Origin of the sequence: Leptospira borgpetersenii serovar Javanica (assembly GCF_003046425.1) — a bacterium.
GTDB lineage: Bacteria > Spirochaetota > Leptospiria > Leptospirales > Leptospiraceae > Leptospira > Leptospira borgpetersenii.
This window is the reverse complement of sequence record NZ_QAJG01000015.1, coordinates 55,001-76,391: the sequence shown is the minus strand read 5'-3', so window position 1 is coordinate 76,391 and position 21,391 is coordinate 55,001. Positions and strand designations below refer to the sequence as shown.

Here is a 21,391-nt window from a genome sequence, read left to right as displayed (position 1 = left end):
AGTAAAAAGCCTCATTCTTGTCGGAACACTTGAAAAATATCAGTTTTTGATCCTTATGATCCCAAAAGCCTTCTTAATTTGTGGGTAACGTTATGACTCCCTATAGGCCGCAGCATAATAATCACTTTCGCATTTGTTATTCCGAACTCACGTTAACTTTAGGGAACTCCTACGAGAACTTGGCAGTAAGTTAAAGTCTATCTATAAATTTCTCAAAGAGACGTAATCTATGAACCACTACCTTGTTTTTTGTTATTAACGACCGAACAATTATAATCGCAATTTTTTGAAGTTTTAGGACAAGTTCGAAATAAGATAGAAAACTTCTCCACTCCGCTTATACAGCTTGCACAAAAGACTTCTTATCCACATCTAAAAATAGATTTTACTTTTTCCGCTACTTTTACATAAACAATTTGATAACGCAGAGAATATTCAAGAACATTTATCCAACTAAAATCGGCAACATAAGGTTCTGTTCCAAAACTAGGGCAGAACCTTGCAGCTTGATCTTTCGGACAAAGCAGAAAACTTAAGTCGCGCTCGCTCCCTAAGGGGCGCTCGGGTAACTCAGCGTCTCGCTTCTATTGGCGCTCGACGGGTTTTGGGACGCGCTGTAAATAATTGTGATTCCAACTTGATTCTCCACACTTCTTACTTATAAAATAAAATTTTCTATAATATTTAAAAAGTATAATATTTTAGATTGATGCAAACTATAACAAAAAGGCCCGGAGTTTTCCAAGCCTTTTGATAAAATATGAAGCAAAACTTATAGTTACGCTTCCGGATTTTCCAAAACAAGCGCAATCCCTTGACCACCTCCGATACAAAGAGAAGCAACACCGTATTTCGCCTTTCTTCTTTTTAGTTCGTATGCTAGAGTAATCGTAACTCTAGCGCCGGAAGCTCCAAGCGGATGCCCGATGGCGACGGCCCCTCCGTTTACATTAGTAATTTCCGGATTAAGACCAAGTTCCTTTTGAACGGCAAGATACTGGGCGGCAAAAGCTTCGTTGATTTCTACAAGATTCATGTCAGAAAGTTTTAAACCTGCTTTCTTCAAAGCGGCCGGAATCGCAAGTGCGGGACCGATTCCCATCTTCGCAGGATCACAGCCCGCGTGACCGTAACCGCGAATGATCGCGAGAGGTTTTTTACCGATCTTCTTCGCGTAAGAAGCGGAAGTCACGATCGTAGTGGCGGCTCCGTCATTCAAACCGGATGAATTTCCCGCAGTTACAGTTCCACCATCCCGGAAAACAGCTTTCAAAGTTCCAAGTTTATCAATTCCGGAAACACCTTTGATAAATTCATCTTTTTCTAATGTAATCGGTTTTTTACCGGGAATCGTAACGGCAAAAGTCTCGTCCTTAAGACGACCTTCCACAGTGGCTTTTTCGGCACGGGTTTGAGAAATAGCAGCCCATTCATCTTGTTCTTGTCTGGAAATTTTATATTGATCCGCAAGATTTTCCGCAGTCTGTCCCATGATCAAACCTACGTATTGGTCGGTAAGACCTTGCTCCAACGTATCCTCGAATTCAGCAGAGCCATAACGAACTCCCCAACGTGCGTTACGCACAACATAAGGAGCATTGCTCATAGATTCCACGCCACCCGCAAGAACCGCGTCCGCATCTCCAAGGTAAATCTTCTTTGCGGCCTGAATAATCGCTTCCATACCGGAACCACAGAGACGATTCAAAGTCAAGGCCGGGATCCCCAACGGAAGACCGGATTTCAGACCAATATGACGAGCGAGATAAATCGCCTCTTTTCCGGTCGGAATTACGTTTCCAAAAATTGATTCTCCAATCCCATCCGGAGAAACTCCCGTTTTTTCCAAAATCGCCTTGGAAACCAAAACCCCCAAATCAACCGCACTAAGGTCCTTTAAAGTACCTCCGAAATTTCCGAACGGAGTTCTAATTCCATCCAGAATGACTGCCTCTTCCATAATTACTCCTAATAAATTTAATATTCTAATTATTGAATGTTTTTCGCTCCATAGCGCACTTCAACACGTTATCCGACACATCACATCTGTAGATATCCAATTGGAAAATTTTCGAAGTAGGTATTTCCGTCTTAGCCGGAAAGTAAACACTTTTAGTCAAAAACCGTTGCGCAAAACATGGAAATCTTAATCCGATTTTTTTCCTTGATCCAAATAAAACCTAATTTTTCCTTAGAAATTGTACAGTTGCACTTTCCTTTTTACGTTAATTTTTGACTCGAAATAAAATTGCAGATAATTCGTTTGGAACCGCTTTTATATTCTTTTTTAGTCCAAAACGGAAATAAAAAATCCTATGATCCTGATTTCCTAAAAAAAGACGAACCTTTCTTTATGTGAAAAAATTCCTACAAATTCCTTAAAAAGGATTTTCCGAAAAGATTTAAATAGAGAATTCCCACAATTATTTTTACCATTTACAAAACTAGAAAAAATCTTAAAAGTAACAACCCGTCACTACTCATTTTCGTCCAACTCCTCAAAAAAAGCCTATTCTGGAAAGTAGGAATTTTTCTCAGTTTTTCTTAAAATTTATCCAATCCTGTCAAACAACCTGAACGCCGATCCGTAGAGAGGCGTTCGGCTTGGATTCAGAAAGTGAGACGCTTTAGTTTCCAGGGCACTACTCATCTCTACATAATAGAGTGTCTAAAATTCTTCATCAAACGCGGGATCTATGCTCAAATTAACGGTACTCTATTTTATAGGGATCAGTAATATAAGTCAGGACTTTGAAAGTTACATACACTTAATCATTCTCATTTCATTCTGATGATAATAAGAACTTGTCCCAAAACCTTACGAAATTAGCATAATCATTTCATAAGTTCGTAATAGAGCGCGGGTTCCCGCAGATTGTTGATTTATGGATTTTCTAACAGATTTTATCGTTAGAACACTCTCGTAGGAGTTCCTATATCTCAGGTTTTGGGACAAGTTCTAAACATCGTTTATTGAGGAAAAATAAGATGGCTTGAGATGTCTCATTTTAATTTCATTGATTGGTTTGAATCCATTTTGTCTGAACGTCTTTTTGCATAGATCGGCGTAGAAAATTTTACGACCAATCACCGTTAGGAAAAAGTTTTCAGTTTCCGAAATGTTTTTGTAAAATTTTTTTCATTTGAATCCATACTGGTTGTCTTGGATAGAACCACCATCTTTATGAAAACAGAGGAAAATGAAGAATTTCATTTCCTCATTTTCCCAAAAATTAAATCGAGGATAATATTTAACGTAAATTCTGTGTAAGGTGGAAAAAAGAGAAAGATTTTGTACTGAAAGCATCAGATCACACATTGAACCAAACTTTCAGCAAAAAGGGATTAAATATAGATCTGACATCAATATTTTGTGGGATAGGCGATTATTCTACACAACAAAAATAAACTGGAACGGAAAAATACTTTCGTTCCGTGGTAGGCAAAAAAACGTAAATTTCAGCTAAATCTAAGTACAACGATCGTGGTTTATTTTCATCTTTCTCATTATAGAGAATTTTAAAGTTTTTATTTGATAGAAATAAAAAAATCCGAATTTCCAAAAGCGGCACATTACAATCGTTTTGTTGAACTGATGCCTAACGCGTTATCTGTCACACCTCCCTTTATCCAATACTTGTATGGGAAAATGTTCCGGAATATTGTTTTTACTCATCTCTATAAAATTGAGTACCGTTAATTTTATCGCAAAACACTGATTCCATGCAAAATATTAGGTACTTTATTATATAGTTATGAGTAGTATAGTAAAATGAAGTTTTAGAACACGCTGTAAAGTATTTAAAGACATCACACAGCGAGGGAAATCAAATACAGACCGGTTTTACGACTTTAAATTGCATTTAATCTTAAATGATCGAGGTGAAACAATATCACCTATGGAACCTCCTGAAAACGTGGACGACAGGAACGGTTGTGCCAATCACGAATTTAAACTTCCCAAAGCGAAATATCCAGCGACCGCAAGAACGATTGGGGTCTGGATGTACGGATTGATGGTATTGATTTTACGAATATGCTCAAACGCCGTAGAGACGAAAAAGACGATCCTTTGTCAGAAGGTTTTTTTCTATTTCCAGAAAATTCTTTTAGGAGAATAAACTTTTTAATCGTAATTTTCAAACCTCAAAAAAAATCGCGATAACTCCAGCTTCATATTTTAGAACATAAGATAATTCTAATTAATTTCAGGCAAACTCTCGTTTATGAACAAGATTCAATCTTATGGAGAACGCAATACGATCAATGGAACCTCCGGGGGACAAAAAAATCGAATCGGTAAAATCGACCAGCCGATACCCGCGGAAATAAATATGTCTTCGCCGAACTTATTTTTTTTAAATCCGACGTCAAAGTTGGAATCTTTTACGGGTAAAATCGGTGAAAAATCAAAAATCGGAATTCTTACTTGTCCTCCATGAGTATGTCCGGCCAAAAACAAATCCACTTTTTCTTCATGTTTCGTATTGGATGCGTCAGGATTGTGAGACAACACAATCCTGAAATCTTTATGAAAGGTACCAGATAAAGCTTTATCAATGTCGGTCCTATCTTCTAAAAAATCCCCGATTCCGGCCAGGATAAATCTTGATGCTTTTCGTTGTATCACTACGTTTTTATTTCTAACGGATCGACCGCTTCTTTCTAAAAGTTCAAGCGATAGTTTGTCGTTTGCCCAATGGTCATGATTTCCGTTAACGAAATAAGCGCCGTCCCTTGCTTTGAGCTCTTTTAAAATAGGCCAAACTTTTAACAGTTCGGTATCCGTACCTCGCTTCTTTACATAATCTCCCAAGCCTACAATTAAATCCACATTACGAGAATTGATTCCTTCTATAACCCATCGAATCCAAAATTCAGGATTTAAAAAACCGTAGTGAAGATCGGAAACGACCGCAATTTTATAACCATCGAAATCTTTTGTTATTTTATCAGATCTGAATTCATATTCTTGGAATCGGACCCAATACCTTTCAATAAAAAGACAATTCACTCCGATAAAAAGTAAAACCATTATAACATAAAATCGTATTTTTCTCATATACCCTTCGAGAGCAAAATCATTCGGCGACACATCAACTCTGATAAAAACAACATATAATTCTAGAACTCAAAATCAATAGATCCCCCCGAACTAACGATTTAGGCTTTAGAAGAAATAAAAAACTTTAAGACATCTCCAATCGAATTTACATTTACCGTAAAACTCAAATTGAATGAACTCCAATATATAAACGATCTTCTAAGAATTTGTCCAAATCCCGTCGAGCAATCTGAACACCGATCCGTAGAGAGGTGTTCGGCTTGAGTTTAAAAGTGCTATGACTTGAGTTTAACAAAAATACGAATCTACTTTTATTACGGACTTATCAATTGATTGCAGTCGATTTCTCGTAAAAATTTCTGGAGCGCTATCTAGTTTTTCCGCTACACTTGAGATTTGCACACAATTTTATTAGAAACCATCTCAAAAATACTTTATCTTTACTTAAAATGCAAATCCGATGGCTCTAATATATTCTTGGAACATTTTTAGTATTTCGCAATAGAAGAATCAACTTCGTCCGAATAAAGTAAAATACCCCCTTCCACGTTATGAACCTTTGTAAAACCGGATTGTTTTAAAATTCCGCAAGCCATGGCAGAACGCCCTCCGGAGCGACAATACACGATCATATCCTTATCTGATTCTTTCCAAGAATTGATTTCGGGAAGCCTGTTCGAAAGCTCTCCAACCGGAATTAAAAGATCGGTTCCTTTGATTGTACAAATTTCCGCTTCGTTCGGATTCCTCACATCGAGAAGATAAAATGAATCCTTTTTCATTTCTCTTAAATCCAATCTCGACTTTAGTTCTTTAGGGGTCATACACAATGCTCCTCAATATAAAAAATAAAACGCGGTATTTACTGAATCAGCTGTTTCTTTTCAACCAATCGGAGTTAAAATTCAAGTAATTCGAATTCATAACTCCAACCAAATTACAATTTAGACTTTTCTAAAAGATCTTCCAACTCAAATTGAAGCGATTCCCACGCAGACGTCAAACGTGTGATTTCATTTTTAACTTCGTTTAAGTTGTCTAGCTCCAATTGATAACTACGATTTTTAAAAAAGTCCGGATCAGCCAATACTTCTTCCAAATTCTTTTTGGATTTTTCCAAAAGTTCGATTTTGGTTTCTATCTGCTCCAATTCTTTCTGAATTTTTTTGATTCGATTTTTGTCGGAATTTTTCTTAGAACGGGTTTGGTTTGTCTCCCCTTTTTTCAAGGTAGAATTGTGGCTTTGTAATTTAGGATGTACTGTCTCTTGCAAATTGTACTTCAAATAGTCGGAGAAAGTACAATTGAAATCACGGATATGCCCGTTATCGACCGAAATGGTACGATTACAGAGATCTTTTAAAAATTCCGGATCATGAGAAATGATCAAAAGGGAACCTTCATAAGCCATCAGTGCTCGGCGTAAATTATCCCGAACGACTAAATCCAGATGGTTTGTAGGTTCGTCCAAAAAAATGGCATTGGCCGGAAAACGGACGAGCATCGCAAGACGAAGGCGACTTTGTTCTCCGCCCGAAAGAAGATTGGTTTGTTTATAAACGGAATCATCTGAAAAAGAAAAATAACCGAGAAGGCTTCTAGCTTGTTGTTCCGTAAGATCAGGATAAGCGGACATAACGGTTTGAAGCAAATTTTTGGAAGGGTCCAGTTCTTCGTGATGATTTTGCGAAAAGTAACCGATTTTCGTTTTCGGTCCGTAATAAATTTTCCCCGAAACTAGTTTATGAATTTCTAATAAACAACGAAGAAACGTAGACTTTCCAGCTCCATTCGGACCGACAACTGCAATTTTATCTCCTGCAGAGATTTCCAAATCAGCGTTGTTGAAAATATAAGGAGCCTTACCAGAATACGAAAAGGTTCCGTTTTCGATTCTTACGGTAATTTTTCCCGAAGAAATAAAATTAAAACGATAATCGGACTTGGAATTCCAGAAAGATTCCTGAGGCGCTTCAACTTTGTCTCTTTTTTCAAGTTTTTTGATCGCAGATTGGACCTGTCTTGCCTTCGTAGCCTTTGCACGAAATCGCTCTATCCATTCCATCCTATTTTTAAGGTAAGCTTCCTCCTTTTCGAATTGGGCTTGGAGCTTTTCCTGAAATTCATTTTTGTGTTCGAAATATTCTTCCAAAGTCCCCCGAAATTCGATGACTCCGGAAGGGGAAAGTTCTGCGATTGTATCGCAAGTCGCATTCAAAAATTCGGGATCGTGAGTCACAAGAACAAAGGATTGCCCGGTGGAATTCAGATAACCTGTAAGCCATTCCTTAGATGCATTATCCAAATGGTTCGTAGGTTCGTCCAACAAAAGTAAGTTTCCTGGATTCAGAAGAGTGATCGCCAAACCAAGACGGTGTTGATAACCGGGAGAGAATTCACGAACCTTCATTTCCATCTGAGCATTAGAAAACCCTAATCCCCCCAAAACCTTTCGGGCATTGGATTCTAACTTATGAATTCCGTACGTAAAAGCGTATTCTTCCAGAGCGCTTTGTTCATCGAGGATCGCTGTGAATTCTTCCGAATCGTGGGAAACAAGATCGAACTTACAATTGATTTCTTTCAATCGTTCCGAATACTCGCGATAATGTTTATGTTTGTCTAATACAGTGTCTATAACCGAAGTCTCCGGATCAAAGTCCGGTATCTGTTGAAAAACTGAAATTTCGGTATTTTTTGATTTTGCTACGGTTCCATTGTCTGGAATAAATTTTCCTTCTGCAATCCTAAATAAAGTCGATTTGCCGGAACCATTTGGACCAACAAGACAAACACGAGAGCCGGGTTTTATATGCCAGGAAAATCCGTTAAACAATACGGCCGAAGCATATTGATGTTTTATATCGATAAATTGAAGCAAGGATCGAGAAGTTCAAAGAGGTAAAAAACGACGCAGGCCAAATCCGTCGGATTAAAAAAGGGAATTACTTCTTACCTTTTGCCGCAAGTTCTTCCAATCTTGCATTGAGGTGCAAAATATATTTGCTGGAAGAGCCGTTCATTTTTTCTTTTGAAGTTTGAATCGCCGCATTGATTTCCGCCACGGTCATTTTGTTGATCTTTTTGTTTTTCTTTTCTTGAGTTTCTTCAGACATGAATATCCCACTAAATAATTTTATGCCAGATTTTTAGAATTAGAGGGATCCGACAACCGATTTTAAGGGAAAGTATCGTTCGATACTATTAAAATAATATCTGAAAACCCTAACATTTCATTTCGTCCAACATTTGGACTCTATTGAATAAAATATTCTTGGAAGGAATTAGTCTCCGGATCAAATAAGACATAATTTTCTTCAGAAACTGAATTCAAGGTATCGAATGAAAGGGAAAATTCTTCCAGAATTCATTTCAAAAACCCTCCTCTTTATTTTGAAACGTCATTTTATTACATGAAAAATTATTTTTGAAGCAACTTTAGACAAATGCCCCTTCTGACTTGAAAAACGTGGGTTAAAATCAAGAAATGTATTAACCAGAAGACAAAAAACTGACCCAAAGAAATGGGAATAAAAAGAGAAATATTGTAGGATTAGATGTTCACAAAGAAACGATTACGGATTCCTATAAAATTGAATATCGTAAATTTTATTCCAAGTGCTGTTTCTGCGCAAAATATTAGGAGCTCGTCCCAAAACCTCGGATGTCGGAACTCCTACAAAAGTGTTCCAACAATAAAATCCGTTAGAAAATCCATAAATCACCGATCTGCGGGAATTTCCTCGCTCTATTACGAACTTATAAAATGATTGTGCTGATTTCTTTTCAGGTTTTGGGACAAGTTATAGGTACTCTTTTATCTAGTAATCAGTAGTATCGTCTATTCGGCAAATAAATCGAAGGTAATAGTGAAAAGAACAAGAGATAAAATAGGAAGAGGGGCATTCAAAAAAATCGTAAATAAACTTAGGGCTATTCCAAAGCTATCTTCATACATAGGAGTGACATTGTCATCAGTCCTTTGAATGTAGGGATTCTTATTTTTCAATAAGCAAGCATTTGTAAAGAACAGAAGTTCTTACAAATGCTTTTTCCTTGGATTTTTTGTTTCTTTTCCTTGTTTTAAAAATTCACAAAGGACGAAGTTCTCGGAGCGTATTATGATTCAAAGTTTCTTCTCAACTCAAGAATTTTTCTCTATTCTTTTTCTTAGATTCGGTCTTGCAATCTGCATCTTTCCTCACGGTGCTCAAAAACTTTTAGGCTGGTTCGAAGGCGCGGGTTACGAAGCTTCTATGGATTACCTGGTAAATACCGCCGAATTTCCAACTATTTTGGCCATATTAGCAATTCTATTGGAATTTTTCGGATCCATCGCCCTCCTATTCGGATTCTGTACAAGATTAGCAGCGTTCGGAATCACATGTACCTTGGCAGTAGCCGGATGGACTCACAAAGAAATTGGCTTTTTTATGAATTGGTTCGGTAATCAAGGTGGGGAAGGATTTGAATATCACATTCTCGCAGTTTCTATAGGAATCGTACTTTTTTTTCTCGGAGGTGGTGTCTGGTCTTTAGATTCCTGGATCTACGACCACATTGATTCCTAATTAGAAAATACAAATATACCGAAACTCTATCAGAATCATCTGAAGCGGCAGTATCAGCGATATGTGTAAGTGACATTCTTTAAAAAGAATTCAATTCCAATCGATCGATCTTAAAAATAATCGGAAACCGGCCGATCGAAAAAAGCAGCTCTAAATTCGCATTAAACCGCTTTTTTATTACGAAAGATAAAAAGTTCGAATCGAATTAGTACCTGATTTTATCTACGGCTTTTTCGTCTAGAATATAAGAACCTTTCAGAGTTTGGATCACTAGTTTTCCCTTTTTCTGAGAAACAACGACACCTCTCAATTCTCTCCCATCTTTCATAATGATATGTTCGATGTTAAGGTTATAAATTCTACTCAATTCCTCTTCCGTTTTTGCGGACTTTAAATCCCGCAAATCTAGAAAAAGTTCTCTATCCAGATTTTCAAGATTCTTTCTCATATCTTTATATTCTGGGAGAGTAGAGTTCAGTTTAGGGAGATCAATCGATTCAATTTCTCCGTCTTTATTTACAGTTATAAGTTTAGTCGATTCTAAAGTATATATTTTCCCAGCAGTATTTAAAGAAATTACTTCCACCGCTCCTTCCGCTACAAACACCGTAGATTCGTTTTGGGATGCACTTACTTCGAAAGAAGTTCCTCTCACACCTGCAACCACGGAAGGAGTTTCCACATAGAAATTGCTTCCTTTTTTTTCTTTTTCGACTACGTTTAACAATCTACCTGCGGTTAAGTTTATTCTGATTTGAGAACCGTTGTTTTCTCTCAATTCCTTCAGAACCAATCTGCTATTTTCTTTCACGCGAATCACACTCGAATCGGTTAAGCCAATGTCCACTGCTCCTCCGGCATTGGTAAAAATCATATCGGACTCATCCAAAAGGTCACCGCGATGTAACTTTATTTGAACATCTCTCACAACAGAAACTTGACCTTTTACAAAAACTATTACTGCTTTAAGAGGAGTTCCTTGAACAATTTCAGGTTTAGCTTTCGGAGTCCGAAAACTAAACCAAACGCCAATCATAAGTAATAAAACGGCTGCTGCTGTTAACCAAACCATCCTCGGAAAAGGAAGAATATTTGTATTCGTTGGAATACTCATGATTTTATTCTCTACGTTAAAACGAGGTTTCGTTCCGACCCAATTCGGGTCAAAAGCCGGAAGTTGTTGAGACACGGCCCCCTTTTCCCTAAGGAGCCTTGCGTATCCTTCAAATTCGGGAGTATCCGTCTTATTTTCCATATTTACGCCCGGGTCTACGATTCATTCTATCCTGCTTCCTGTTTGCTAAACAAACTAAAAGAAACCAATTTGAGCTTTTTTTTTTATTTCTGATTTTTTTTATCACCAACAGTCCCGAATCTTTCTTTTTAAAATATAAAATGTAATAAAAAATATTCTATATATAATTTCCAGGTTGAAAACCTATCTTTTTACCTTCTTGAACCAAAGCTTTTTCGGCCCTTTCAATGAGTCTAGATACACCCGATATACTCATCCCAAGGATTTTAGAAATTTCTTCTAGCTTTAAGTCCTGCTGATATCTTAAAAGTAAAACCTCTTTGTATTCCGGGGAAATTGTATCTAAAAGAGAATCGATGATGTTTTTAACATCCGATTGGTCAATTTTTTCCAATACGGAAAATTCAGGACTTGGCGTTTTAGATGTAAAATTACTGCTCGCATCTTCGCCTACCAAGGATACATTCCGCTGATAATAGGACTTCGCATGGTTAATCATTAAATTTCTCGCGATTCTAAAAAGAATCATCCTACAAGAAGTCGGATCAGGGATACTTTTATCTTCATAATATCGAAAAAAATTTAGAAACGAATCGTGCAGAATATCTTGCGCAGAATTTTCGTCGTAGAACGATTTTTTTATATAATGAAATAAATCATCTTTATTGTGGTTATAGAGTTTTTCTAACTCGGAAGTGTGTGCCACAGTAATGAAGGGTCGCTGATTCGTACTTGTTTTTTCAAGCAAAAAGATAATTTGTTGTATAAAAAGATAGATTCTAAAGTTTCGCGATTAAGAATCATAAAGATTCTTTCTACTCAATGAATTAAACCACCTAGTAAAGTTCATCAATTGTAATCTGAACGGAAATTTTAACCTAACCAACTTTCATTTTTAGACTCAACAAAAAGCACTCATAATCCTATGTCCCGAATATCTAAATTTACAGCGCGTCCCAAAACCCTAGTTTACTTTGTCAGAAAAATCAAGCTGCAAAGTTCTATTCTAGTTTTGGGACAGGTTCTTATATCTTCTTCGGAAATTTTCGCTTTAATAATTTTGATTTCTTTACCGTTGTCGGCAAGTACGATCATTCTTAAAAACGGAAAAACGCTTCAGGGTAAAATTGTAAACCAATCAAGAACCGAAGTTCAGATAGAAATTAATGGAAAAGTGCAAATCATTCCCAAAACCGAAATTTCGGAGATCAATTTGAAAGACCCTAAAAGGGATGAGCCAAAAAAAGTCACTACAAAACTACCACTACCCAAGACAAACGACAAAGTCGAACAAACAGCAATCCCATCCTCTTGGAAAGAAACGAAATGGACCATATCCGGTAGATCCGCAATTCTTCCTGGTTGGGGTCAATGGAAAGTAGGAGAAAAAAAATGGGCAGTGATTAGCTTTCTGCTGTTCACCGGCGCGGCGTTATACGCCAATAACTGTAAAGAAAAAGCCTCGACGGAAGAAAACAACTATAAATCCAATTCCGCTGCAATCACTATTGTCGCCTTTATGGATCAGAATTTAAATCCGATCAGTTCCGACGAAACGGTTCGTACAACCACCCTAGTTACGAGAATTTTAACCACGGCCACAGCAACCAATCCTTATTTCAGCAACTATGATCGCGCGACATCCCAGTACAATCAAGCCCAATGGCTGTTAGGTGCAGTTTACGGCTTACAATTGATTCACGCATTTTTATTTGCTAAGAATTATGAAAAGACACAAATTTTACTTCTCAATTCAAATCCCGAGGGATGGAAATTTTCAGCCGTCACCGTGAAAAGTCCAATCAACGGATTTACAGAAATCATACCCACTGCCGCTTATACGGTTAAATTTTAATGATAAATTTTGTTTCGGGAAAAGATAAGTTGTAAGTATCAGAGTTGTTGAAAAAGTTTCTACATTTGATGTTTTAGTACGGACTTTTCATGATTCTTGCTAGGAAATTGTTCATCTTTATCCAATTTTTTCGGACGGAAGCACATAAATTATAGATACGTTTAAAAGTATTCTTTGCCTTATTTTAAAAATTATCGAACAACATCCATCATAAGAAAATCTCTATAAAAACAACAGAACGTTATCAAGAACTCTTATGAGAAATCACTGACGGCAATTGAGAATTCTAAAATCTATTTTAGACAAAATGGCCCTTTCTGGGCTTAAAAAACGTGGGTTAGATGCAAGCATTAACCACAAAACAAGAAAACCAACAGAAGGAACTAAAAGCTTTCCCAAAATTGTCTTCATTCAGAAAACAGAGAATTTTACACTTCGCTTCGCTCGTTCTAGACAGAAACGGGAGAGATGTTACATCACGAATTTAGAATGCAGTTTGCGAAGACAAAAAAGCGAACTCTCATCAGTTTTTCGAATATGGGAATCTTCTTCGTTTTGTGAAAAATTCACGATGATAGTTCTACGAAGTTTTGGGACAAATTCTTATTGAAGTTTCCATAAGTTATCTCTGAAATAACCTCTTGAAGTGATCAATTAGAACTACAGTGAAATTTTCTCTTTTCCTTTGATCTTTATAATTTCCTTTCGAAAATTTTCATAAGGATCTTCGTTTGAACTTACCGAAGCGCTACTTTTAGCACCTTTAGAAATTTCCGGTTTGGCAGAAAACCAAGAATCCAAATACTTTAAAGTTTTGATAATTTTTTCCTTTTGAAAATCTTCTTCTTTGTTACTCAATTTAAATTCTAAATTTTTCTTTTTTTCCGATAAGACTCTATGGATTTCTTTCGCCCTGAAACGAAAGGATTCATCTTCCGGATAAATCAAAATCGAATCCGCTTTGTCTTTCGCAGGATCGGAATCCGGTATCAGAACAAATTTATCACGTTCTATAATCTGCTGAATCAATTCAGGGGAATACCCAGGAACTTCGTAAAGAATATCCTTCAACACCGGCGGAATATTTCTTTCAAAATAATACCGGTTAAGAGCTTCCGAAAGTTTGGATTTTTGTTCTAAAGATTTTATTTTCTCGTCTTCTTTTAATTTTTCCTGGATTTCCTTTTGCTCCAACTTGAAAGCTATATCTCGATTTCTTGATTTGAACAACGATTGTTCCGATCGAATTTTTTCCTTGGCCGCTTGGAAAAAAATATCCTGGATAAGTTTTGCAACTCCCACGAAATCCAAAATCCCGAAGTACCACGGAAAATACTTTACGTATCCTTTTCGAAGAACCTTTCCGTAATTCTTCACAAATTCTTCGTCTTTAAAAACGGTCTGTATGGCATCTTCGTTAAGTTCAATCAAATTACGAATACTTAATATCTTCCACGCATCCACATTAGCCGTCATTGTTAATGATTTTACGACAGACTTAACGGTTTCCACGTCAACTCTCATAAAAGAATGCATCGTAATTCCTTTTGTTTCCCAAGGCGAATAAGCGATATGTGAATCTTCCGTAAAAAGTTTTTTCAATCCGGCAGGATAGGTTTTAAATTCTTCATCAGGAATGAATAATACGAGTCTATCCCAGCGCCCGGTTTGTTTGGAAAGATGATCGGTCATCTCGTGAAAACGGTTTCGAATCTGTTCTTGATACGAAATTTTGAGAGAACTTTCAACCTCTTCACTTAAACTTTGTATCAGTTCGACTCCCATGAATTTGCGCTTCGATTTTCTTTCCGAATCGGATTCTATAACTTTCCCCACCGCCTTAGCCCTTTTTTTTCCGAAGAGTGTCGTCGGAGTTGCGGATGGATCGTTTGTATGCATCCTTTCTTCATGAGAAATCGCGGCAAATGAATCCGACAAGGCCCATTTGTATTTTGGAAATACCTTTTTAAAATGGAATTCATCCACGAGTTCAAATAACGTCTGTAGTTCTTTGGTTTTTATGACCAAATATCCGAATTCCGGTATTTCCCTAATTCTCCCTTTTTTAATCAATCCATCCGTGATCTCGACCAACATATCTTTTACATATTCGGGATTTAAGGGAACGCTAATATTGGGTGCTTGAAAAAAACTTTCAGGATTAAAGAAAAGTTTTAACTTTTGTAGATCCTCGCCCTTAAAATCCGTTTCCAAATCTTCCCATAAAACTTCTTTTCCAAGCGGCGGTCTGTTTTCCAAGTACGATAAGATCGAATTGATAGAAAGATCAATCAAAGAAAGATAAATACGTGTGAGATCGCCAGGCTCCGCATCCGTATACGCGACGTAACAAGGCTTTAATTTTAAGTCGGATGTGGCAGGGTCTATGTAAAAGTAAGCGAATTGAAGAACGACTTCGTCTTCCAATAATCGCTTGATGTGAAACACCACTTCCGTAGTCGTAAGTTCGGAAGCTTCAGGAACTCTAGATTCTACTTGAAATAAATTTTGAGATTTAACGTTCTTATGGCTTGTCTGAGTAACGATCGCCTTATAAACGGAATGCGTAAGTCGGTCATTTAGATAATAGCTAACCACTTCATTGATTTTTTTAACTTTTAAAAAGTTTTGCGTTTGATTTCCTCCACCAAACGACTGATTTAAAACCGGTTTGCTCATCGCTTCTCCACTGTTTAAACTATTAGAATTATTTTTAGATTTTTCAAAAAGCTTTTCAGATGAAAAAATTCCACAACTCGTTCCAAACTCAAATTTTCCGCTACAAAATCGATCCAGGACCGTAAAATTTGAATCATTTACACTACTCCGAATTCAATGGATCAGTCTTACTAAAAACCAGTCTTAGAATGGGTTCTTATTTTTCATTCGATTTAGGAAAGAAAAGCAAATTTCCAAGTTTTTTTCATATTTGAATCTCTTGACTTTTCTTCTAGTCAGCCGTTTCCATGAATCTAACATGAAGCTTTCAAAGAAATATACCTTTCGATCTAGAAAGGTTTTACTCGTTATTTTAGACGGCGTCGGTTATTCCCCTAAAGGCCCAGAATTCGGAAACGCGATAGCGGGTGCTAAACTTCCATTTTTAAATCAAGTCTGGAATCAATTTCCTACCCTTCACATTCAAGCTCACGGGAAATTCGTCGGTATGCCATCCGATGAGGACATGGGAAACTCGGAAGTCGGACACAATGTCCTCGGTTCTGGGCGAATTTTCGACCAAGGAGCTAAATTAGTTTCCAATTCGATTGCATCAGGAGACATTTTCCAAGGTCAAGCTTGGAAAGAAGTTATCGATAACACAAAGAAGAATAAATCCACCTTACATTTGTTAGGTCTTTTTTCGGACGGAAACGTTCACGCCCATATAGATCATACAAAGGCGTTAATCTCACGGGCGATCTCCGAAAAAGTTACGAAAATTAGGCTTCATATTCTTCTGGACGGAAGAGATGTTCCCGAGAAATCCGCATTAGATTATTTGAATCCTTTTGAAACCTGGTTGGATTCTCTTAGAAAAAACGGAATTGATATTCGTATCGCTTCCGGAGGAGGAAGGATGACGATTACGATGGATCGTTACGAAGCTGATTGGTCCATGGTAGAAAGAGGCTGGACAATTCACGTAAAAGGAGAAGGCAGAAAATTCTCCTCCGCCAAAGAAGCGATAGAAACCTTTCGTGCGGAAGATCCGAAAGTGATCGATCAATATCTTCCTTCTTTTGTAATTGCAGAAAATGGAAATCCCATCGGTAAAATTCAAGATGGTGATTCCGTAGTTTTTACAAATTTCAGAGGAGATAGAGCAATCGAAATCTCTTTGGCATTCACCGAAAAAAACTTCGATAAATTCAATCGCGGCCCTCTTCCAGATATTGTATATGCGGGAATTATGCAATACGACGGAGATCTAAAACTTCCGGAACGTTTTCTAGTCTCTCCTCCTGCGATTGATCGGACGTTAGGAGAATACATGGCTAACTCAAAAATAGCACAGTACGCGTTATCCGAAACACAAAAGTACGGGCACGTTACATATTTTTGGAACGGGAACAAAAGTGGCTATTTCGATCAAAATTCGGAAGAGTATCGCGAAATCCAATCCGATGTGATTCCATTCGATCAAAGCCCGGAAATGAAAGCCTTTCTAATTACGGAAACCTTGGAAAAAGCCCTAAACGAAAACAAACAAGACTTCTACCGAGTTAATTACGCCAATGGGGATATGGTGGGGCATACCGGAAATTATCCGGCCACAGTTCAAGCGATGGAATTTCTAGACGGTTGTTTGGAGCGCCTTTGGAAAGCATGCGAAAAACAGAATATTGTCTTATTGATTACGGCTGATCACGGCAATGCGGACGAGATGTATCAATTGGATAAAAAGGGAAATGTGGAAAAAAATTCTCAAGGGAAACCCATTCCTAAAACGAGTCATACACTCAATCCGGTTCCTTTTTCCATTCTGGATCCTGAAAGGAAAATCCAATTGAATTCGAATCTTCTCAACCCGAGTCTTGCAAATGTTGCTGCCACAATTTTAGACGTGATGGGATACGAAACTCCGGAAGGATATCATTCCTCCTTGATTCAAAATTAGCATAACGTGAGTTCAGCATAACAAATGTGAAAGCGATTGTTATGTTGCGATCCATAGCGAGCAGCATTTTAGTTTCAGCGCACTCGCGAGCCATTTTAATTATTAAATTTGCGAGCGATTCGCCCAAGTTTTCTTATATCGAATTCACGTTAGTATAAGGTCTACTTTTTTTGAAAAGCCCTACATTATTTTACAGCATAACTTCTGCGGAATTATATTAGGTTCTCAGACAAATTCTAAGTCTGAGACTCCTTCTTTTGTAATTTCTATTTTGTTTTCTCAATAAAAATTCTCCAAGAGCAAGCCCAAGAAAACTCATGCAAGGATCATCGGTGTTTGAAATCTCTTACTGATCCACCGCCGCTCGACAGGATTTAGGGCAAGCTCATATAAATCAAGGGAACCTCTACAAAATACATTTTAGAATTCTTGAACGTGGCAAAACAGCGGTTTCGTATAGGGATTTTTTATAACGTTCTGTTGTTTTTTGATTTTATAAAGATGTCCCTACCGTATTCTCATTTGCTTTTGAGAATGGTAAAATTTACTCTTCTATTTTTTCTACGTCCTTCTTCGGAGTCGTTCTTACTCAAAGGAAGGCTGTCTCCGAAACCTCGGGTTTTAATTCTTTCAGTAGGAATTGAATGTTTTTGAGAAAGATATTCGGCAATCGCTATCGCACGTTTTTCGGAAAGAAGAAGATTATCCTTTTTCTTTCCAACGTTGTCCGTATGTCCTTCGATTTGAATTTTAATATCCGGATTTTCTTTCATAATCTCGGCAAGACGATTAAGTTCCGGCTCTGATTCAGGAATGATTCGAAAACTTTTGGATTCGAAAAACAAATTATTAATCTGAATTGTTCCGCGTTCTTCAATCCGAGGAAGTTGCAAAAGAACCTCCACTTTTTCAGAGAAATTCTTTTTGGAATTTAAATTTAAATTTTGTGATACAGGAAGATACCCCTTCTTCTGAGCATAAAAGCCGTAATTTTCTCCGAAAGGAAGGATGATGGAAAAATTTCCGGTGGAAGGATCACTTTTTGTGCTTCCAATTTTCTCGTGAGACTTTAAAGATTCATAATGTATATCGGCAGAGAGAGGATTTCCTTCGGTGTCCGTCACCTTTCCATTTACAACTACTACTTTTTCGGGACGCATTTCCTTCGGAAGATAAGCCATAAACAACTGACCGTTTTTACTGATGTAAGCCCAGTCGCTATTTGCAGGAATCGAAAAAAAATTCACACCTTTCAGATTCTCCGAAACTTCGGTCGGTTTAGTCCATTGATCCCAACCGTCTCCGATTCTTTTCGTCATATAAATGGAAATCCCTTTTCGTCCGTCGCTGGAAAAATAAAGAGTTCTATCATCGCTTGCTAAAAACGGAGCCATCTCTTCGTGATCAGTATTGACAACTTCACCTAAATTTGTTCCCAAAGGAAAGGTTCCGTCGCTTGACATCTTACTCACATAAAGGTCTAATTTCCCTTTGGAGTCCTTATGTTGGGAGGAATAAATCAAAATTCTTCCCGAAGAAGAAAGAGTAGAGCCTCCGAAAATTTCCTGGCTTGAATCGTTTTTCTTTCTGTAGAGATTATAAAAATCAGGAAACTTTAATATACTTGGCTTAGACCAGGAATCTTTTTCCTTAAAACTTTTATAGAGAGGAACTCTTCTTGTGATCTGCTTCGTTTTTTCGTCGTATTCGGCTCTAAGTTCCTCAATCTTTTTTCTGTATTCGTTGGAATTCTTGGAGGAACGCGCCGCCAATTCTCCCTTTACTTCGAAATCTTTTCCGAGCTCGTCTAAAAGTTCTTTTTCGCCGAAGGTTCCGAAAACGAAAAGTTCGTTTCCCCCCGGCAATGCGGAAATAACGGCGGAAGGCATCTCATTGTTCAAAGGCGCGTTCATTTCTTTTCCATCTTCCCAAAATCCTTTTTCGTCTAGTTTTGAATACCAGATCTTCTGAGTTCCCGATTTGCCCTGTTTGATATACGCGGTCCAAAAAAGATATTTTCCGTCCGGAGAAACGGTCGGATTGAATGCAAAAATATTATGATTTACGTAATCTGGAATTTTTTTAATCGCCCAAGGTTCAATCTCTTTCGAGTTGAGAAACGGATAGATTTCGTAACGAATCGGATTACAAGTGGATCCTCTCATACTGCAGAGGATTCTTACGGTTTTATCATTGAGTTTGGAAAGTTCTGAAGTAATTTCATTAGACTCGATCGAAATATATGCGTTTTCCGTACTAAGCAATTTTCCGAATTGAAGAATCTTTCCTATCAATAACTTATAGCCGCTTTCCGTGTTTGGTGTTTCTCGGTCGGAAAGGTTTGCCGTTGTGTTTTTCAGTTTCTCCTGTTGCGATGCGAATTGGATGGAATTTTGTTTACGAACCGGGATCCAAGAAGCTGCGTCATCGAGTTTCTTTAAGGAATCCTTGGCCTTAAGATCTGTGAAAGAAAGAAAACCCAAGATCGATAAAATCAGCATTACTTGAAGTTTAGAACGCATACGTTTAATTTCGGTAAAATTTCGAAAGTCCTTAATTCTACTTTTTCTTGGCAAAAAACCCTATCTTGAAAATCATGGTCATGATTCTTCCCTGGCAGGTATTCTCAAATGATCAGCACTTCCGGATTGACCCTAAACTTTGGTAAAAAAGTTCTTTTTGAGAACGTTACGGTGAAGTTTAAGGAAAATTGCAGATACGGACTGATCGGAGCGAACGGTTCCGGTAAGTCGACGTTTATGAAAATTCTAGCGGGAATAGAACAAAGCGCCAGCGGTTCCGTTTCGATCGATGCGGGAATAAAAGTCGGTTACTTAAAACAGGATCACTTCGAATATGAAAACGAAATCGTACTCAATACGGTCATCATGGGAAACAAGGAACTTTGGGAAGTTTCTCAAGAAAGGGACGCAATTTACTCAAAACCTGAAATGTCGGATGAAGACGGAATGCGAGTTTCCGAACTCGAAGAAAAATACGGAGAACTCGGAGGCTACGAGGCGGAAAGTACTGCGGGAGAACTTTTGGAAGGATTAGGAATCCCTACCACGAGTCATACTCAAACTCTTGCGTTTTTAACCGGAGGTTTTAAACTCCGAGTTCTTTTGGCTCAAGTATTGTTTCAAAAGCCGGACGTTCTTCTTTTGGACGAGCCTACCAACCACTTGGATATCAAGACGATTCACTGGTTAGAGGAGTTCTTAACCAACTATCGCGGGGTCGTCATCGTGATTTCTCACGACCGCCACTTTATCAATTCGATTGCAACTCATATCGCGGATTTGGACTATCAGTCTTTAACCGTTTATCCGGGCAACTATGACGATTTTATGGAAGCCTCTACGATGGCTCGTGAAAGACTGCTCGACGAAAACAAGCGTAAAAAGGAAAAAATCGCCGAACTTCAAGACTTCGTAAACCGTTTCAGCGCGAACGCAAGTAAATCGAAACAAGCGACCTCCAGACAAAAACAAATCGAGAAAATCAAACTCGATGATATTAAACCTTCATCCAGAGTTTCTCCTTACATTCGTTTTAAGATGAAAAAACCTCTCGGCAAAGATGTGATCATAGCGGAAAATATCTCAAAATCCTACGATAGACCCATTTTCAAGGATTTTACGATTAACATCACCAAAGGGGAAAAAATTGCGATCATCGGAACCAACGGTGTCGGAAAAACGACACTCTTAAAAACACTAATGAAACAGATCGAACCCGATGCTGGGAAGGTCACGATGGGAGATTCGGTTACGTCTTCCGTTTTTCCACAGGATCACAGGGAAGGTATATTAGAAGATGCTGATACACTTGTAGAGTGGCTCTACAGATATGCCGATCCTGGAACCGAAATGGAGGAGATACGTGCGATTTTAGGGAGAATGTTATTTAGCGGAGATATGGCTAAAAAATCCACGAACGTTCTTTCCGGAGGAGAAAAGTCCAGATTGATCATCGGAAGAATGATTATCTCCGGAGACAATCTTTTAGCTCTCGACGAACCTAC

13 protein-coding genes and 2 pseudogenes (1 of these 15 only partly in view) are annotated in these 21,391 nt (G+C 37.8%); 6 read left to right on the top strand and 9 right to left on the bottom strand.

Annotation, left to right across the window (positions count from 1 at the left end; all coding sequences use genetic code 11):
* Nucleotides 1-778: 778 nt before the first annotated feature.
* A complete protein-coding gene (locus CLV95_RS12850) occupies nt 779-1,960 on the bottom strand; it encodes an acetyl-CoA C-acetyltransferase (protein WP_002734907.1) in 1,182 nt (393 codons plus the stop codon).
* 1,391 nt (nt 1,961-3,351) lie between these two features.
* Here CLV95_RS12850 and CLV95_RS19840 point away from each other — a divergent pair.
* Both CLV95_RS19840 and CLV95_RS20110 read left to right on the top strand, forming a co-directional pair.
* Nucleotides 3,352-3,669, top strand: a pseudogene (locus CLV95_RS19840) (IS982 family transposase); the annotation flags it as partial.
* Between the two features lie 125 nt (nt 3,670-3,794).
* Nucleotides 3,795-4,121, top strand: a pseudogene (locus tag CLV95_RS20110) (transposase); the annotation flags it as partial.
* Between the two features lie 122 nt (nt 4,122-4,243).
* Here CLV95_RS20110 and CLV95_RS12830 read toward each other — a convergent pair.
* The 4 genes from CLV95_RS12830 to CLV95_RS12815 form a co-directional block, all read right to left on the bottom strand.
* Nucleotides 4,244-5,062 carry a metallophosphoesterase gene (locus tag CLV95_RS12830; RefSeq protein ID WP_026054013.1) on the bottom strand — a complete coding sequence of 273 codons (819 nt, stop codon included), beginning with the start codon at nt 5,060-5,062 and terminating at the stop codon, nt 4,244-4,246.
* Nucleotides 5,063-5,553: 491 nt separating this feature from the next.
* Entirely contained in the window at nt 5,554-5,889 is a 336-nt protein-coding gene (locus tag CLV95_RS12825; RefSeq protein WP_002725435.1) for a rhodanese-like domain-containing protein, read from the bottom strand.
* Nucleotides 5,890-6,002: 113 nt separating this feature from the next.
* The gene (gene abc-f, locus CLV95_RS12820) at nt 6,003-7,946 is read right to left on the bottom strand and encodes a ribosomal protection-like ABC-F family protein (RefSeq protein WP_002734915.1); all 1,944 of its coding nucleotides are present in this window, start codon (nt 7,944-7,946) and stop codon (nt 6,003-6,005) included.
* 64 nt (nt 7,947-8,010) lie between these two features.
* Nucleotides 8,011-8,181 carry a hypothetical protein gene (locus tag CLV95_RS12815; RefSeq protein WP_002725470.1) on the bottom strand — a complete coding sequence of 57 codons (171 nt, stop codon included), beginning with the start codon at nt 8,179-8,181 and terminating at the stop codon, nt 8,011-8,013.
* A gap of 1,005 nt (nt 8,182-9,186) precedes the next feature.
* On the opposite strand from CLV95_RS12815, the gene CLV95_RS12810 reads away from it, so the two are divergent.
* Nucleotides 9,187-9,636, top strand: coding sequence for a DoxX family protein (locus CLV95_RS12810; RefSeq protein WP_016561323.1), 450 nt, complete (start codon nt 9,187-9,189; stop codon nt 9,634-9,636).
* Between the two features lie 205 nt (nt 9,637-9,841).
* On the opposite strand, the gene CLV95_RS12805 is transcribed toward CLV95_RS12810, so the two are convergent.
* Both CLV95_RS12805 and CLV95_RS12800 read right to left on the bottom strand, forming a co-directional pair.
* On the bottom strand, nt 9,842-10,891 hold the full coding sequence (locus CLV95_RS12805; RefSeq protein WP_002734878.1) for a FecR family protein: 1,050 nt from the start codon (nt 10,889-10,891) through the stop codon (nt 9,842-9,844).
* 157 nt (nt 10,892-11,048) lie between these two features.
* Nucleotides 11,049-11,597: an RNA polymerase sigma factor gene (locus CLV95_RS12800; protein WP_002735053.1), complete on the bottom strand. Its 549-nt coding sequence runs from the start codon at nt 11,595-11,597 to the stop codon at nt 11,049-11,051.
* Nucleotides 11,598-11,951: 354 nt separating this feature from the next.
* Here CLV95_RS12800 and CLV95_RS12795 point away from each other — a divergent pair, with 354 nt between their 5' ends.
* On the top strand, nt 11,952-12,746 hold the full coding sequence (locus CLV95_RS12795; RefSeq protein WP_369746882.1) for an LA_0442/LA_0875 N-terminal domain-containing protein: 795 nt from the start codon (nt 11,952-11,954) through the stop codon (nt 12,744-12,746).
* A gap of 660 nt (nt 12,747-13,406) precedes the next feature.
* On the opposite strand, the gene CLV95_RS12785 is transcribed toward CLV95_RS12795, so the two are convergent.
* Nucleotides 13,407-15,425, bottom strand: a complete 2,019-nt coding sequence (locus CLV95_RS12785; RefSeq protein WP_002734971.1) for a hypothetical protein — start codon at nt 15,423-15,425, stop codon at nt 13,407-13,409.
* Between the two features lie 298 nt (nt 15,426-15,723).
* On the opposite strand from CLV95_RS12785, the gene gpmI reads away from it, so the two are divergent.
* A complete protein-coding gene (gpmI, locus tag CLV95_RS12780) occupies nt 15,724-17,364 on the top strand; it encodes a 2,3-bisphosphoglycerate-independent phosphoglycerate mutase (protein ID WP_002725431.1) in 1,641 nt (546 codons plus the stop codon).
* A 518-nt stretch (nt 17,365-17,882) separates the two neighbouring features.
* Here the strand turns inward: gpmI and CLV95_RS12775 are convergent.
* Nucleotides 17,883-19,886 carry an OmpA family protein gene (locus CLV95_RS12775; RefSeq protein WP_002735021.1) on the bottom strand — a complete coding sequence of 668 codons (2,004 nt, stop codon included), beginning with the start codon at nt 19,884-19,886 and terminating at the stop codon, nt 17,883-17,885.
* Nucleotides 19,887-19,994: 108 nt separating this feature from the next.
* Here CLV95_RS12775 and CLV95_RS12770 point away from each other — a divergent pair, with 108 nt between their 5' ends.
* Nucleotides 19,995-21,391 carry the 5' portion of an ABC-F family ATPase gene (locus tag CLV95_RS12770; protein ID WP_107694978.1) on the top strand. Its footprint extends 238 nt past the window's final position, so 1,397 of the gene's 1,635 nt are visible here — the first part of the coding sequence; it begins with the start codon at nt 19,995-19,997; its stop codon lies beyond the right edge, outside the window.